Consider the following 16,641-nt stretch of genomic DNA (forward strand, 5'->3'; position numbering starts at 1 on the left):
ACAAAACCGTGATGCAATCAACTAACAAATATTATATTTGACGATAAACAAAATTTATACTTACATGAGTTTTTCAAAATGGATTGGTGGTGCTTTAGGTTGGTCTTTTGGAGGCCCTATAGGGGCAATAATTGGAGTTGCAATAGGAAGTCTTATTGACTCCGTGACAAATGGCACTGCTGTTTTTGAAGGAGATGAACCTTATAGAGGAGGACGCACTAGGCAAAAACCACAAACGCAGTCTGGCGATTTTGAAGTGAGTTTGCTCATTTTAGCATCGGTAGTAATTAAGGCAGACGGTAAGCAAGACCAGCGGGAGCTAGATTATGTGCGCCAGCAATTTATGCACATGTATGGTAAAGAGCGAGCAAATCATGCTTTCAAGCTTTTTAAGAATATCAATAAGCAACAAATTTCTGTGCGCCCAGTATGTTTGCAGATTCGTCAAATGATGGATCATGCCTCACGTTTGCAGTTATTACATTTCTTATTTGGTATAGCTAAGGCAGATGGTATTGTTACTGAAGATGAGGTTAAACAAATTTATAGTATATCGGGGTATTTAGGAATAAACCATAGGGATTACGATAGTATAAAGGCCATGTTTTATAACAGCAGTGATAATGCTTATAAAGTTTTAGAGGTAGATAAAGGAGCATCTGTTAATGATATAAAAAAGGCCTACCGAAAAATGGTTAAAAAGTACCATCCTGATAAATTAGTGCATTTAGGAAAAGAGCATCAAAAAGGAGCTGAGGAGAAGTTTAGACAGGTTCAAGCTGCTTACGAACAGATTCAGAAAGAGCGTGGATTTTAAGTCATGCTTTATAGTTTGAGCCAATAAAATCAATGACTTCCTGCTGGATTAAAACAGCAAATTTTTTATAGCGTTCATGGACATCAACAATTTCATCTAAAGCTCATTGAGCAAGTGGTTTGTTTTCCCATGTTAATTAACTTCAAGTTTATAGCCAACCCCATGAATGTTTACTATGTTAATTGTTGGGTCGTCTTTGAATTTTTTACGGAGTTTTGAGATGAACGTATCTAAACTTCTATCGACAAAAACACCATGGTCTTCCCATATTTCCTTTACCAAAATTTCGCGTTTCACTACCCTATTTTGATTGGTGCTTAAAATTGCAATTAACTCACATTCTTTCTTTGAAAGATTTATTTCTACGGTATCTGTTATAATTTTGTTTTGTTCTTTGAAAAATTTGTATGCACCAATTTTCAAAAATGGAGATTCTATTTTTTTTGAGTTTTTTAGAATTCTATGTTTATAAATAAAACCTATTACTAAGCTCAAAACAATTAGTACTAAAGTGAGTAAAATATAGGGAGAATTCGTATAAAAAAATGATTCGTTTTCAAGGAATAAAACGCTTATTTTGTAGCAATTATTAGGTAAGGTTCGTCCCGAACAAGGAACAATACTTTCTTCTTGAATACCTGAGATTTTAAAACTATAAGAAACCTCTTTGGTCTTGCAATCTAATACCTCTACCACATAACGTTTAGGGAGTTTTGCGTTCTTTAAAATGGTGCTAATCGTGTTAACTAGACTGTCTGGTGTGATCTCTAGGGTGTTTTCAAAAGTAATCTCAAATTTATTTTGGTCTATTTGGCTAATAGGTAAAATTAGAGAATGCGAATCATTATTTAACAATAGTAAATTATGTCCAACATCTCTTAATGCAACTTTTGCCTTTTCTGAGAAATAATCTTGCGAGTGAGTCGTATCACAAGCGTAAAACATGCAAATAATGGTGGCAAAAATAATATGGATTGCTTTTAGCTTCATAATAACAGAAAACACAAATAAAATGAATTATCGGTCTTTTTAAATCCGTTTCACATTTGTTTTACACTTTTTTCACATCAATAGATCATTGCTTTTCTAATTTTAATCAAAACTTTTTACAACATGAAAAAAATTAAAATACTTTTCGGAATTATGCTTTCTGTGACATTTATTGTAAAGTCTCAAAACGCAATAAAAATTAGCACTTCTACTAATGCCCTTAAATGGACAGGTTCTAATATGTTTAAATATAATAAACATTATGAGACCTTAGTTTTTTTAGGCGATCAAAAAGTAGAGTCTAATTGTATCTCTCTTGTTGGTCCTTATCAAATTAATTTAAGTAAATCCAACAATAAGAACGTTGAACTTACACAAGTGTTAATTTGGAATTTGAAAATCAAAGAACCCACAAATATGTTGCAATCGTCACTAACCAAAATTGAGTTTATTGAATTTAGAGCAACGAGCGCAAATAGTATTTATGTAAAAGCTAACTTGACTATTAATAACATTGCCAGCCCAATTGAGTTTATGTTAAATCTAGATTCAAATACCAAAAAACAGATTTTTTTCTCCAAGATTCATATAAATAAATCAACTTATAACATCATAGATATTACGTCCGACCCTATAGAGTTTGAAGTTATTGTTCATAGTAAGTTAGATAATTGCTAGCTTATTCTTAGTAGAAGATTAAATTGGTTTTAGAGTCACACCTTACCCATGAAGAACCTAAAATATTTTGTAAATTAGGGCTTTACTAATGTTTAAGTATGAAAAATATTTTTGACTCAAAAGAAACGGATGCCGTTATAGAAAGGATAAATAAACTTGAATCTACCACAAAGCCATTATGGGGTAAAATGAGCGTTGATCAAATGTTGGCACATTGTAACGTAACTTATGAAATGGCATATGAAGATAAACATGCTAAGCCAAATAGTTTTACAAAGTTCATGTTGAAGTTATTTGTGAAACCTACCGTTGTAAATGATAAACTTTATAAAAAGAATAGTAGAACAGCTCCACAGTTTTTGATTACAGATGCTAAGAATTTTGTTGAAGAAAAAGCAAGATTAACAGATTATTTAAAGAAAACGCAAAGTTTAGGAGCTGATTATTTTGACGGTAGAGCATCGCACTCATTTGGGGATTTAAGCATTAATGAATGGAATAATATGTTTTACAAACATTTAGATCATCATTTAAGCCAGTTTGGTGTTTAGATTACTGTCAAGATTATAACCAACTCCGTGAATGTTAACGATATTTATTGAATTATCATTTTTAAAATTTTTGCGATATCTTCCACATTTTTATTAAGCTCTTTTGTTCTTTACGATTATGACTTAAATTTAGTGAATAGTAAACTTAAGACGTCTCAAATTGATGTGGATTTTCTATAGGTTTATTCAAATTTTAAGGCTACTTGTTGGAACGCCCTTACTTTCTTGGGTATTTTTAGATTGGCAAGGACAAAAAAAAGAAATAAGTAAAAGCTTGGCGTTAGTAAGGGAGTCTTATTACTAATCTTTATTACAAAATCTTGGCTGCCATTAAAAATCAACTTATATGACTAAAAAAATAGGGCTTAAAGAAGCTATGGCCATTGGAATTGGCGGAATGGTTGGTGGCGGAATTTTTGCTGTATTGGGGTTAGCCGTTTCACTTGCTCAAGGCGGGACGCCAATTGCCTTTTTATTTGCAGGAGTTTTAGCTTTAATTACGTCTTATAGCTATGTGAAACTATCAATAACCTTTCCAGACAGAGGGGGAACTGTTAAATTTGTAAACCAAGGATTTGGAAAATCACTTTTTAGTGGAGGGATAAATAATTTACTTTGGATTAGTTATATTATTATGCTCTCATTATATGCTTCAGCATTTGGTTCTTATGCGCCAAACCTCCTTTCTATGATCGACAAATCAACCGATTTTCATTTTTATGCAAGCTTTATTATCATTTTAGCTACTGCAATTAATTATTACAGTATAAAGGTTGTGGGTATGATTGAATCTTATGCGGTTATTATTAAGCTTGTTATTCTTCTTTCGTTTATTGTTGTCGGAATTTATGGATTAATTGGAAACCCAAACCTTTCACAACTTTCAATTGCCAATTGGGAAGCTCCAATAAAACTATTAACAGGAGGGATGGTTATTTTTGTTGCTTATGAGGGATTCGAGTTAATTGCAAATGCAGCTCCTGATATTGAGAATCCAGCAAAAAATATCCCAAGAGCTTATTACTATTCTGTAATTTTTGTGATTATGCTTTACATTATTATTGCTACTGTTACTGTTGGCTCTCTACCTTTTAAAGAAATAGCGACAGCCGAAGATTATGTTTTGGCTGAAGCTGCGAAACCCATATTAGGAAAAGTTGGATTTACTATTATTACAATAGCTGCGTTAATTTCGACATTCTCAGCTATAAATGCTTCACTTTATGGAGGGAGTAGGGTAAGTTATGAAATATCTGAAGATGATGAACTCCCTCACCATTTAACGAGTAAATTATGGAATCAACCAATAGGGCTTATGATAACAGCCATAGCTACTTTAATCATTGCAAATCTTTTAAAACTTGAAAGTATTTCGACTGCTGGAAGTGTAGGCTTCTTATTGATTTTTGCAATCGTTAACTTAACAGGATTTAAATTAAGTAATGAAATAAAAGGAAATAAAATTATTTCATTTTTAGGATTTTTGCTTTGTTTGATAGCTCTTGGTATTCTGGTAAGCCAGCAAATGACAACTAATAAAACTGGGGTAATTATTGCAATGTCAATCGTTGGACTATGTTTTATAATAGAGTGGATATACAAAAAAAACGGAGACGAATAATATATATAAAGAATAGGCGAAAAGCACTAAACACAAAGGTTTGGACTTGTATTTAATATGCTTTAAGCGTTAATCAGAAAAATCTAAAGTAGTTTTGTTTTTTTCAACGGTTAACTCAACGATTCTTCCTAAAATTAAAGCCCTGTTGTCTTTTTCATGACCTGCGGGCATATTAAAGGCAATAGGAAAATTATACTCCGATAGGGCATCTAAAATAAGTTGTTCTATGGAAGTTCCCCAAAGTGTTGTGTTTTTTCTAAGTCTTGTCATATCGCCTACAATAACACCATTGCAGTTGTCAAAATAACCAGCACGTTTCATACTTTGTAACATACGATCGATATGATATTTGTACTCTCCAATTTCTTCAATAAAAAGAATTTTTCCGTTGGTGTCCATACTAGATTTTGAACCCAACATGGTGTGAAGCATAGTTAAGTTTCCCCCAACTAATTGCCCTTCACTATGCCCTGTTCTATTGTAAGTCGAGCCTGTTAAAGTGTATTTGAGTGGTTGCCCGAAAACAGTGTTTTTGAATGTCGAAATTGTAGTTTCAATATCAGATAAATCTTTTGTTAAACTAACACACATCATAGCATGCAAGCTTTCCACACCTTTATTGTGTATCTGGTTGTGGATGGCTGTTATATCAGAATACCCAATCACCCATTTTGGTTTTTTTTTGAATTTTTGCCAATTCAATTTGTCTAAAATCCTCACAGAGCCATATCCGCCTCTTGCACACCAAATAGCTTTAATTTTTGGATCATCGAGCATTTTTTGAAAATCTTCGCAACGTTCGTCATCTGTTCCAGCAAAATGATTTCCTTGGCTAAATACATGTTTGCCAACAACAGGGAAAAGCCCCCAACTTTTTAAAAGTTTTTTTGCCTGATCTATTTCTCCAGCTTTATTTTTTAAAATTCCTGAAGGCGCAACTATAGCTACTGTGTCTCCTGCTTTTAAATATGGTGGTTGTTTCAAGGTCTTATGATGTTTTTGAAGCTCTGAATTTTGTGTGTTAACGTTTTGCTTTCCGAAGAAAAAAAGAACGCTAAATAGGCTTAAAGTTAGTAGTGTTTTTGACATAAGGTAAATGTACATTTTTTTTCTAAATAGGATTCAAAATGTGTACTTTTACGACTTTAAAATAAGCGTTATTCAGAGCGAAGCACGGAAGCCTGTAAAATTAAGTTGCTATTATTGAGGTTACTGTAGTCGTGCTTTTTTCGTAATGAAGTTAAAATACAAAGATAGAATTTGATGAGTAAGCCTAAAAGATATACCATTACAACTGCATTGCCTTATACCAACGGCCCCATTCATATTGGCCATTTAGCAGGGGTTTATGTACCTGCCGATATTTATGTGCGTTATTTGCGATTAACAGGAAATGATGTGGCCTTTATTGGAGGAAGTGATGAACACGGTGTACCAATTACTATAAAAGCGAAAAACGAAGGGGTTTCTCCACAAGATATCGTTGATAAATATCATGCTATCATAAAAAAGTCGTTTGAAGATTTTGGGATTACTTATGACAATTATTCTAGAACAACAGCGCCTATTCATCATGATACAGCTTCTGATTTTTTCAGAACCTTATATGAAAAAGGAGAGTTTATTGAAGAATCTACAGAGCAGTTGTACGATGCTGAAGCTAATCAGTTTTTAGCTGATCGCTTTGTGGTTGGGGCTTGTCCAAACTGTGGTTATGAAGAAAGTTATGGCGACCAATGTGAAAATTGCGGAACCAGTCATAACGCCACAGATTTAATAAGTCCAAAATCTGCTATAACAGGAAATGTACCCACTTTAAAAAAGACTAAGCACTGGTTTTTACCTTTAGATAAGCATGAAGCGTTTTTAAAAGAATGGATATTAGAAGGGCATAAAAAAGATTGGAAACCCAATGTATATGGTCAAGTAAAATCTTGGATTGATGATGGTTTGCGTCCACGTGCGGTTACCCGAGATTTAGATTGGGGTATTCCAGTTCCAGTTGAAGGTGGCGAAGGCAAAGTACTTTATGTTTGGTTTGATGCCCCTATTGGCTATATCTCATCTACTAAAGAATGGGCGGAGCGAGAAGGTAAAGATTGGGAGTTGTACTGGAAAGATAAAGACACAAAATTGGTGCATTTTATAGGGAAGGATAATATTGTATTTCATTGTATTATTTTCCCATCGATGCTGAAAGCAGAGGGGTCTTATATTTTGCCGGAGAATGTACCAGCCAATGAGTTTTTAAACTTAGAAGGGAATAAATTATCAACTTCAAAAAACTGGGCTGTTTGGTTGCCGGAGTATTTGAAGGATTTTCCTGGTCAGCAGGATGTTTTACGTTATGTGTTAACAGCAAATGCACCAGAAACTAAGGATAACGATTTTACTTGGAAGGATTTTCAAGCTAGAAACAATAATGAGTTGGTAGCCATATTTGGAAACTTTATTAATCGCGTAGTAGTTCTTACCAATAAATACTACGAAGGTATCGTTCCTGCGCCAGGTGCATTTTCTCAAGAAGATTTAGATGCTTTGGCTGTTGTAAAAGCCTATCCGGATGTTATTGCAAGTTCTATTGAACGTTATAGATTCAGGGAAGCTGGACAAGAACTCATGAATTTGGCGCGTTTAGGGAATAAATATTTAGCAGATGCCGAACCTTGGAAAGTAATAAAGGTAGATGAAGATCGTACTAAAACCATTATGTATGTGGCGCTTCAAATAGCTTCTGCTCTAGCAACCTTGAGTGAACCATTTTTGCCATTCACATCTGCCAAATTGAAAAATATTCTAAAAATATCTTCAAGCGAATTGGAGACGTCTTGGAATGAGGTTTCAACTAAGAAAGAATTGCTTCCGGCAGAACACCAAATTGGAAAAGCAGAATTATTATTCTCAAAAATTGAAGATGCAACAATTCAGACGCAATTAGATAAATTAGAAGCGAGCAAGAAGGCAAACGAAGCTGCTAATAAAGTTACAGAACCTCAAAAAGACACCATAACTTTTGATGATTTTACCAAACTAGATTTGCGTGTTGGGACTATTATTGAAGCCGAAAAAATGCCAAAAGCTAAAAAGCTTTTAGTTTTAAAAGTTGATACAGGAATTGATGTGAGAACTATTGTTTCTGGAATTGCTGAGAGTTTTAAAGCTGAGGAGGTAGTTGGCAAACGTGTAACGGTTTTGGTAAACTTGGCACCAAGAGCTTTACGAGGTGTGGAAAGTGAAGGCATGATTTTAATGACTGAAAGCGCCGATGGCAACTTGGTATTTGTAAACCCTGATGATGCTAATGTGGCGAATGGACTGCAGATAAGTTAAGGATTTGAGATGTTTTCTCTGGTTTAAATAATTACAATTTGCTTTGGATTAAAGGGTTAGTATAATGAGTTTAATTTTTTATTAAATTCATAATCCAGATGCACTTTGCCTTTCGTAAATAAGTTAAAGAATTAACGTACAAAAAGTGACATTTTATTAATGTAAGTGTCATAAGTATGTAGTACATTTATCTAACTTAAAAAATCAAATATCCATGAAAAAAATAGTACTGTTAGTATTCACTTTGAGCCTTATGGCTTGCGGTGGATCAAAAGGCGTGAGAACATCTAAAAAAGTCATGAAAGGAGATTGGACACTTACCAATATTACTTTTAGTGAAGAGGGACCTTATAAATTAACCCTGCTAAATGATGAAAATAAAGAGTGTTTTGAAGGAAGTACATGGAAGTTTATACCTAACAATAATACAGGGACATATTCTATTAATGGTGTAGGTTGTAGTAGTGGGGATCGCTATTTCATATTTACTATTGCTGAGATTGATGAAGCAACAGGTTTATATGATTTTCTTTTAAAGCCAACCGATGCTAAAGGCAAATCTGAAACGAATAAAGGTTTTAGATTAAAACTAGCTTCGTTATCTGAATCAGATATGCAATGGCAGCAAACAACATCAGTTGATGGAAAGCCTTTTGTAATTACAATGAATTTTTCTAAAATAAACGTTGAGTAATAAGAACGAATCGTATTTTAAACTTAAAATCATAATAATGAAAACGCATATAAAAAAATCATCAATAATAGTATTTACTCTAATAATGGCCTTAAGCATGGTAAATTGTAAATCTGTTCAAAATGCAAATAATAAACAAAAAGGAGGTGCTATTGGAGCTGCTGGGGGAGCTCTTTTAGGAGCGATCATTGGAAATAATATAGGTGGAGGAAATGCTGCATTAGGTGCTGTAATAGGTGGTGTAATAGGCGGAGGAGCAGGAGTACTTATTGGTGATAAAATGGATAAGCAAGCGCAACAAATAGAAGAAGAAGTGCCAGGAGCTCAAGTAGAACGTGTTGATCAAGGTATTGTAGTTACTTTTGAAGATGGAAGCGGTGTTTATTTCGCAACAAACAAGTACAATATTAACGATCCGTCTCAAACAACCTTGTTAAAACTAGTATCTATTTTTAAAGAAAATGCCGATACTAAAATATTAGTAGTAGGGCATACAGATAGTAGCGGAGATGCATCATATAATATGACACTTTCAAAGAATAGGGCTAATTCAGTATCAAGTTTTTTAAAGCAAAACGGGATCAATTCATCCAGATTAATAACTAAATGGTACGGAGAAGAGCAACCTATTGCTAATAATGCTACTGAAGCTGGGCGTTCAAAAAATAGACGTGTAAATATTGTTATTTTGCCTAACGACGAAATGATTAATGATGCAAAAAAACAAGCGGGAGAATGACATCTAATTAATAAATAGGAAAAAGCCTTGTTTTTAAAACAGGGCTTTTTTGTTTTATTTAGGGTTAAATAAGTTTGTAATGTTTTTTTAAACCTAAAGACTAACCCCACATGCAAAAAACATTTACCGAGTTTTCCACCAATGCCATTCTCAAAATTGGAGATGAAGAACTTCTTGAGCCCTATAAAACGTCAAAACAACCTGAGTTATATACTTTTATTAGAACCACTAATTCTAGAGCAGAAATTGTAGTTGATAGCATGCCATATACTATTGAGCCTCATAGTGTTTTGGCATTAACAGTGGTGCAATATTTTCAATTTATTTTAGGAAAAGATTTAGTGGTGTATCAATTTAACCGTGAGTTTTATTGTATTAAAGATCATGATCAAGAAGTAAGTTGTGCGGGCTTATTATTCTTTGGAAACGTACATATTCCTATTATTGAATTGAATGAAAAAGAAAACCGAAAACTACATATTCTTCATGAAGTATTTTTGGACGAACTAGAAACTGAAGATACTATTCAAGCAGAAATGTTACGTATGCTTATGGCGCGTTTCATTATTATAAGTACACGTTTACTAAAATCTAAAGAAGGTTTTATTGAAACGGTTAAAAACTCAAAAATAGATTTACTTCGGGAGTTTAATATGTTAGTAGAATCGTATTTTAAGACAGATCATAGCGTATCTTTTTATGCCGATAAACTATTTAAATCTCCTAAAACCTTATCAAATAACTTTGCTAAATTAAATACGAGCCCGCTGCAAATTATTCATGAGCGTATTATTCTTGAAGCAAAGCGCTTATTAATTTATACGGATAAAACCGCCAAAGAAATTGCTTATGAGGTTGGGTTTGAAGATGCCTCTCACTTAAGTAGATTATTCAAAAAACATACGTCATTATCACCTTCAGACTTCAAAAAACAGCTCAAAAAAACATAATAGGGAAAAATTGACAAGCCCTAAGGCAGTCTTACCATTTTATAGCATCCTTTTCTAATTCATCTTTGCATTGTATAATTAAAACAACAAAGTCATGGATTTAAAACACATATCAATATTCAATTTAATTGAAATATTTAGAGGAAAAAGAAAAGAGGTGTTACATACCATTACACCAAAAACACATTGCGAACAAAATCATATTTCAGATTTCTATTGTGATGCTGAAAGACCATATGTAGCTTCTGATGCGATAGGTTTAAATCAGTAAAGGAAAAATTGACAAGTTAAAAGGAATAAACTACATGGTGTAACCATTATAACGGTTGCACCTTTGTACCAAGAATTACAAACAATAAAATTCAAAATAAAACAAAATTATGAGCACATTTAATGTACCAACAAGAGATCAAGTAAGCGAAAATAATCAAGCTATTTTCGATAATTTAAACAAAGCTTTAGGCTTCGTTCCTAACTTATATGCAACGTATGCAAACAGCGATACGGCTTTAGAGAACTATTTAAATTTCGCGAATGCAAAAACATCTTTGTCAGCTAAAGAGAAAGAAGTAGTGAACTTAGCTGTAAGTCAAGTTAATAACTGTATTTACTGCTTGTCTGCACATACAGGTATTGGAAAAATGAATGGTTTTTCTGAAGAGCAAATTTTAGAATTAAGAGCGGGAGAAGCTTCATTTGATAGCAAATTGAACGCCTTAGCAAGATTAGCGAAAAACGTTACAGAAAATAGAGGTAGAACGGATGCAGATGTTTTAGAAAACTTTTTTAATGAAGGGTATACAAAAGGAAGTTTAATAGATGTAATTTCTTTGGTAGGAGATAAAACAATTTCTAACTATATACATAATACAACTCAAGTACCTGTAGATTTTCCGATAGCGCAACCATTGGAAGTTGCAACAGTATAAAAATCAATATATAATAATCAAATCAATAATTCGAGCAAAAAGCTCACAAAAAAGTAAAACAATGAAAAAAGTAATTTCAATTTTAGTAATCGCATTAGCATTCGTATTAAACTCTAATGCTCAGGATAAAATGACGGACAAAGGTGTAAAAACGATTTCTTTAGAACAAACTAAAGGAGAATTTGTTCAAAAAGCATTAACAGTAAGTGAAGGTACCTATGTGTTTGAAGTATCAAACAACCATGCAGCTAAAGAAGTTGGTTTAGTATTAGTGCAAAAAGGTAAAGATGCCAGTAAAGCAGAAAATCATATTAAAACAGCCTATGTTACAGCTGTTGCCAAAGACGGTGAAACGCAAAAATCGAATGCTACAACATTAGCAAAAGGCGAGTATGTATATTTCTGTCCATTAAACCCAACGCCACAGTATACCTTAACGGTAGAGTAGTTCGTTTAAGTTGTTCAATAAAAAAAGGTTATTCTATAAAAGAATAACCTTTTTTTATTGAACTCCCCCAAAAGATGCTCTGGAAATCTTTAACTTTACAAAAAACAGAATAATATGTTATCGAAAAATATACAGGACGCACTAAATAGTCAAATAAAAATTGAAGCAGAATCTTCTCAAATATATTTGGCCATGGCATGCTGGGCAGAGGTAAAAGGTTTAGAAGGTGTTGCAAATTTTATGTATGCGCAAAGCGATGAAGAACGTGAGCACATGCTAAAATTGGTAAAATTTGTTAATGAGCGCGGTGGGCATGCGCAAATTTCAGAATTAAAAGCGCCTAATGTTACGTTTAAGTCCTTTAAGGAAATGTTTAAAAAATTGTTTGAGCATGAAGTATTTGTATCACAAAGTATTAATGAATTAGTACATATAAGCCTTCAAGAAAAAGATTATGCTACACATAACTTTTTACAGTGGTATGTGGCAGAGCAAATAGAAGAAGAAGCCGTTGCAAGAAACATTTTAGATAAGATTAATATGATTGGAGATGACAAAGGCGGATTGTATTTATTTGATCGGGATATTGAAAATCTTACAGTAACAACCGCAGCTACAAACGCTCCAGAATAATTTTAACATTTAATCTTATTTAGATTTAATAAAAATAATTTATTTTTGTCGACAAATTTGAATATCATAATTTTTTGTGGGCAAGAAAAAACAAAAAAAAGCAATTAAGAAGTTACGAAAGTTAGGAGTTGATCTTCCTGATAAAGTAAAGTCGAGTTGCTGTAAAAAATTTAAAAAAGGAGAAAATAAGCGCTGCAAAAAATGTCCTTGTTTTGATTTGATTAAGAAGGTGGCATAGTTACTTTCATATATACATAAAATATAGACCTGCTAAGTTTAAACCTAGCAGGTCTTTTTAGTTAAAATAAATCTGAAATTAATTAGATTTGGTGAAATTTAGAAGGTCAAAACAAATATGATTAAATATATAGTTCAGCAAACACAGCTTCCTGAAAATTCAATAAAAAGTACCATCCAGCTCCTTAATGAAGATTGCACTATTCCTTTTATATCAAGATATAGAAAAGAGCGGACCGGAAATTTGAATGAAGTTCAAATAGGAGATATTGTAAAGTTTAAAGAACGGTTTGAAACTTTAGAAAAACGTAAAAAAGCTATTTTAAAAGCTTTAGAAGAACAAGGTGTTCTCTCTAAAGAGTTAAAACAAAAAATTGAATCAGCACAAGATTTAACATCGTTAGAAGATATATACTTGCCCTTTAAGAAAAGCCGAAAAACAAAAGCGGAAAAGGCAAGGCAAGATGGATTAGAGTCTTTGGCTAAAATCATGATGTCTCAAAATGCAAATGATATTGAATCTATTGCCTATACATATGTAAAAGGCCAGATTAATTCTATTAACGAAGCTTTGGAAGGCGCTAGACACATTATTGCAGAGTGGATTAATGAGCGTACCGACATTCGGAATAATATTCGTGGTCAATTAGAACGTTTTGCGAAAATTTCGACCAAAAAAATAAAAACGAAGGTAGATGATGAAAACGCTCAAAAATTTAGAGATTATTTTGATTGGGAAGAATCCCTTAGCAGAATTCCGTCGCATCGACTTTTGGCTATTTTAAGAGCAGAGAAAGAAGGGTTTATTCGCGTAAAAATTGAAATTGATAACGATAGAGCTTTAGACAATATGGAACGGCGCATTATTAAAAGCGATAATGCTTGTGCCGAACACATTAAAATAGCAATTAATGATGCTTATAAACGACTTTTACTGCCATCCTTAAGTAATGAAGCTTTGCATATTGCCAAAAATAAAGCAGACGAATCTGCAATACGTGTTTTTGCAAAAAACCTCAGGCAACTGTTACTAGGTTCTCCTTTAGGTGAAAAATGTGTTTTAGCTATAGACCCAGGATTTAGAACCGGTTGTAAAGTGGTATGTTTAGATGCTCAAGGGAAATTAAAATATAACGAAACCATTTATCCGCATCCACCAAAAAATGATAGTGTTGGCGCAATGAAAAAAATAAGTTCTTTAGCCGATGCCTATAAAATTGAGGCTATTGCTATAGGAAACGGAACGGCATCAAGAGAAACAGAAGCGCTAATAAGAAAAGTACATTTTAAAAACGACGTTCAGGTTTTTGTGGTAAGCGAAGCGGGAGCAAGTATTTATTCGGCATCAAAAATAGCACGAGAAGAATTTCCGAATTATGATGTTACAGTTCGTGGTTCAGTATCTATTGGACGACGATTACAAGACCCATTGGCAGAACTCGTAAAAATTAATGCAAAGTCTATTGGTGTTGGACAGTATCAACATGACGTAGACCAAACAAAACTTCAAAAAGAATTGGATGTGGTAGTAGAAAATTGTGTAAACTCAGTTGGGGTTAATATCAATACCGCAAGTAAATCACTTTTAAGTTACGTGTCAGGAATAGGTCCAAAGCTAGCTGAGAATATTTTTAATTACAGAAATGAAAACGGTGTTTTTACATCGAGAAGAGAAATCAGAAACGTACCACGATTAGGGGGGAAAGCTTTTGAACAGGGTGCTGCATTTTTAAGAATTAAAGAGGCTATAAACCCATTGGATGATTCGGCTGTTCATCCAGAAAGCTACCCTATCATTACAAAAATGGCAAAAGATTTGGGGAAGTCGGTTGAAGACCTAATAGGAAACAAAGAATTACTTCAAAGGCTAAATTTAAAATCGTATTGTACAGATTCAGTTGGATTACTAACGCTTGAGGACATCATAAAAGAACTCGAAAAACCAGGTTTGGACATTCGAGAACAAGCCAAAGTATTTACATTTAATCAAAACATTAAGACGATTAGCAATTTAAGAGAGGGGCAGCTACTTCCAGGTATAGTTAATAATATTACCAATTTTGGTTGTTTTGTGGATATTGGTATTAAAGAAAGCGGATTGGTTCATGTTTCAAATTTATCGGATAATTTCGTGAAAGATGTGAATGAGCATGTACATTTACATCAGCAAATTATTGTGAAAGTTTTGCAGGTTGATGTTCCGCGAAAGCGTATTCAATTAAAGCTACATAAATGAGTTTTCAAGAAAAAGAAAACAGTTTTATTTGTAATTATAAACACTAACTTTTTGAATTCCTAAGCCTTCTACGGGAAGAAAAACACCTTGACCTCTATTGGTTTCATCGCCCCCAAGTCTTCTGCCTTTTTGCCACTTATCGTCTAAACAAATGTATTCATCAACGGGGCCAATTCCAGTTTTAAAATCTGGTGTTTTTGGTCTAAAACTTATAACGGCATTTCCTCCTAGTATCGTAAATTCATTCGTTCCAGTTTTTAGGATTATACCATGAGCATTATCTACTTTATACTCGCCTCTTCTTTTGTAAAGCGTAGCTTTTACGTAATAATTATCCATTTCAAATTCTGTACTAGGTTTATCTCGATCAATTAGAAATGCTCTCATTTTATTTTTGTCACCTTGATACTCCAGAATTTTAGGAGCTAAAAACTTCACTGCTTTATACATTTCGGATACGGGTTGGTATTCTTCTGGATTTAATCGATCTATTCCAAAAGGTGCAACACCAAGCGTATTATAATGGCCAATTGCGTACAACATATAGTTTACATATTTTGGTTTATTCCACCAAGTTTCAGGAATAAATAGCGGATCTCCTTGGCTTGTATACAGATCGCACCATTCTGTGAAATTTGTACCATAAATATCTGGACTCATAAAATCAATATCTGGAGCAGCAGCTTTCCAGATATCCATCACCCTAGGAAGCGGACCACCGGTAGGAAACTCTCCTGGGTTAGGATTACTAGAATATTCTAACCAAGCATTAACAAACATGGGTAAATTATATTCGGTTTTACCTTTTTGGGTTACATGGTTCATATAGGTGGCATATTGCCAAGACATAAATAACAGATCAGTCCATGCACTAGAACCAAAAACATCACTCCATGTTCCGTTTTTTTTGTATCCATTAGAAGACCACAATGCATCTAGTTGCGGCATAAGTTTACCTTTGTTTTTATCGAGATAGCGCATTAATTGTTCAGGAACATTACTATTAAAAGCAATTTCAGCAATTTCCGATCGGTCTCTAGAATCTCCAAGAATACCTACTTCGTTTTCCACTTGAACCATAATTACAGTTCTATAGGCGCTATCAACTTCCTTAATGTGTTTCATTAAAGCTGTAAACGCTTTGGCATCTGCCTTGAGGTTGTTTTCACTAAAAGTTGATAAAACTTCAATACTTCCTTCATCCTGTATTTTTGTTCTCGGAAATCGTTTGTAATTTTGTTTTACCCACAGAGGAGCATAGCTAGACATCCCGTTTTTCCATGACCCAAACCAAAGCGGTATAAGCTTAATATTTTTTTCTCTAGCCCCTTTAATCATGGCATCGACCATAGAGAAATCGAATTTACCTTCTTCGGGTTCAATCATTTCCCATGAAATAGCAGCTAAAACTGTATTTACATTTAAATCAACCATTTGTTGCCATACAGAACCTTTATAATCCATATTCAGACTACTGTCGTTCCCGAGACTCCCATTCAGCATTTTATATTGTTTTCTTGGAATTGGATTTTCTCCATTAAGCATATGCATCACACTACCGCTCGCGGAATTTGATAATTCTCCTGCTAACATTAAAAAAGGTTTACCATCTACTATGAATTGAGTTTTATTGTTGGTTCTTTTAAGGTGAGGTAATGATTGCGCAACCGCTGATAGATTGTAAATAAATATCGAGAAAAAGATGACAAGTTTTAGTAACAATCTAGATAGATGCAAGTTCATAGCAATTGGAAATTAAAAAGGTTTCGTTAAAATTAATGAACTTTA

The 16,641-nt window shown here is 33.5% G+C and carries 16 protein-coding genes; 13 read left to right on the forward strand and 3 right to left on the reverse strand.

Annotation, left to right across the window (positions count from 1 at the left end):
- The first annotated feature begins 64 nt into the window (after window positions 1-64).
- Window positions 65-817 (forward strand): TerB family tellurite resistance protein, encoded by a 753-nt coding sequence (locus tag Q0857_RS04140; protein WP_298532482.1) that lies wholly within the window; start codon window positions 65-67, stop codon window positions 815-817.
- A 132-nt stretch (window positions 818-949) separates the two neighbouring features.
- Here the strand turns inward: Q0857_RS04140 and Q0857_RS04145 are convergent, their stop codons facing one another.
- Window positions 950-1,807, reverse strand: coding sequence for a helix-turn-helix domain-containing protein (locus Q0857_RS04145; protein ID WP_298532484.1), 858 nt, complete (start codon window positions 1,805-1,807; stop codon window positions 950-952).
- 123 nt (window positions 1,808-1,930) lie between these two features.
- On the opposite strand from Q0857_RS04145, the gene Q0857_RS04150 reads away from it, so the two are divergent.
- The 3 genes from Q0857_RS04150 (at window position 1,931) to Q0857_RS04160 (ending at window position 4,657) form a co-directional block, all read left to right on the forward strand.
- Window positions 1,931-2,485, forward strand: coding sequence for a hypothetical protein (locus tag Q0857_RS04150; RefSeq protein WP_298532486.1), 555 nt, complete (start codon window positions 1,931-1,933; stop codon window positions 2,483-2,485).
- A gap of 98 nt (window positions 2,486-2,583) precedes the next feature.
- A complete protein-coding gene (locus Q0857_RS04155) occupies window positions 2,584-3,036 on the forward strand; it encodes a DUF1569 domain-containing protein (RefSeq protein WP_298532488.1) in 453 nt (150 codons plus the stop codon).
- A 346-nt stretch (window positions 3,037-3,382) separates the two neighbouring features.
- Window positions 3,383-4,657, forward strand: a complete 1,275-nt coding sequence (locus Q0857_RS04160) for an APC family permease (protein ID WP_298532490.1) — start codon at window positions 3,383-3,385, stop codon at window positions 4,655-4,657.
- A 69-nt stretch (window positions 4,658-4,726) separates the two neighbouring features.
- Here the strand turns inward: Q0857_RS04160 and Q0857_RS04165 are convergent, their stop codons facing one another.
- Window positions 4,727-5,746, reverse strand: coding sequence for an LD-carboxypeptidase (locus tag Q0857_RS04165; protein ID WP_298532492.1), 1,020 nt, complete (start codon window positions 5,744-5,746; stop codon window positions 4,727-4,729).
- Between the two features lie 174 nt (window positions 5,747-5,920).
- Between Q0857_RS04165 and metG the strand changes: the two genes are divergently transcribed.
- From metG to Q0857_RS04210, 9 genes are all read left to right on the forward strand, one after another.
- A complete protein-coding gene (metG, locus tag Q0857_RS04170) occupies window positions 5,921-7,987 on the forward strand; it encodes a methionine--tRNA ligase (protein WP_298532493.1) in 2,067 nt (688 codons plus the stop codon).
- Between the two features lie 214 nt (window positions 7,988-8,201).
- Entirely contained in the window at window positions 8,202-8,681 is a 480-nt protein-coding gene (locus Q0857_RS04175) for a lipocalin family protein (protein WP_298532495.1), read from the forward strand.
- A 37-nt stretch (window positions 8,682-8,718) separates the two neighbouring features.
- A complete protein-coding gene (locus tag Q0857_RS04180; RefSeq protein WP_298532497.1) occupies window positions 8,719-9,420 on the forward strand; it encodes an OmpA family protein in 702 nt (233 codons plus the stop codon).
- A gap of 110 nt (window positions 9,421-9,530) precedes the next feature.
- Entirely contained in the window at window positions 9,531-10,370 is an 840-nt protein-coding gene (locus tag Q0857_RS04185) for a helix-turn-helix domain-containing protein (protein WP_298532499.1), read from the forward strand.
- A 94-nt stretch (window positions 10,371-10,464) separates the two neighbouring features.
- Window positions 10,465-10,641 (forward strand): hypothetical protein, encoded by a 177-nt coding sequence (locus Q0857_RS04190; protein WP_298532501.1) that lies wholly within the window; start codon window positions 10,465-10,467, stop codon window positions 10,639-10,641.
- A 109-nt stretch (window positions 10,642-10,750) separates the two neighbouring features.
- The gene (locus tag Q0857_RS04195; RefSeq protein WP_298532503.1) at window positions 10,751-11,299 is read left to right on the forward strand and encodes a carboxymuconolactone decarboxylase family protein; all 549 of its coding nucleotides are present in this window, start codon (window positions 10,751-10,753) and stop codon (window positions 11,297-11,299) included.
- 61 nt (window positions 11,300-11,360) lie between these two features.
- A complete protein-coding gene (locus Q0857_RS04200; RefSeq protein WP_298532505.1) occupies window positions 11,361-11,747 on the forward strand; it encodes a cupredoxin domain-containing protein in 387 nt (128 codons plus the stop codon).
- 114 nt (window positions 11,748-11,861) lie between these two features.
- On the forward strand, window positions 11,862-12,380 hold the full coding sequence (locus Q0857_RS04205) for a ferritin (protein WP_298532507.1): 519 nt from the start codon (window positions 11,862-11,864) through the stop codon (window positions 12,378-12,380).
- 355 nt (window positions 12,381-12,735) lie between these two features.
- Window positions 12,736-14,853 carry a Tex family protein gene (locus tag Q0857_RS04210; protein ID WP_298532509.1) on the forward strand — a complete coding sequence of 706 codons (2,118 nt, stop codon included), beginning with the start codon at window positions 12,736-12,738 and terminating at the stop codon, window positions 14,851-14,853.
- A 24-nt stretch (window positions 14,854-14,877) separates the two neighbouring features.
- On the opposite strand, the gene Q0857_RS04215 is transcribed toward Q0857_RS04210, so the two are convergent.
- Window positions 14,878-16,596 carry a DUF5597 domain-containing protein gene (locus Q0857_RS04215; RefSeq protein ID WP_298532511.1) on the reverse strand — a complete coding sequence of 573 codons (1,719 nt, stop codon included), beginning with the start codon at window positions 16,594-16,596 and terminating at the stop codon, window positions 14,878-14,880.
- Window positions 16,597-16,641: the final 45 nt, after the last annotated feature.

This window comes from uncultured Algibacter sp. (genome assembly GCF_947495925.1).
In the GTDB taxonomy this organism is placed as follows: domain Bacteria; phylum Bacteroidota; class Bacteroidia; order Flavobacteriales; family Flavobacteriaceae; genus Algibacter_E.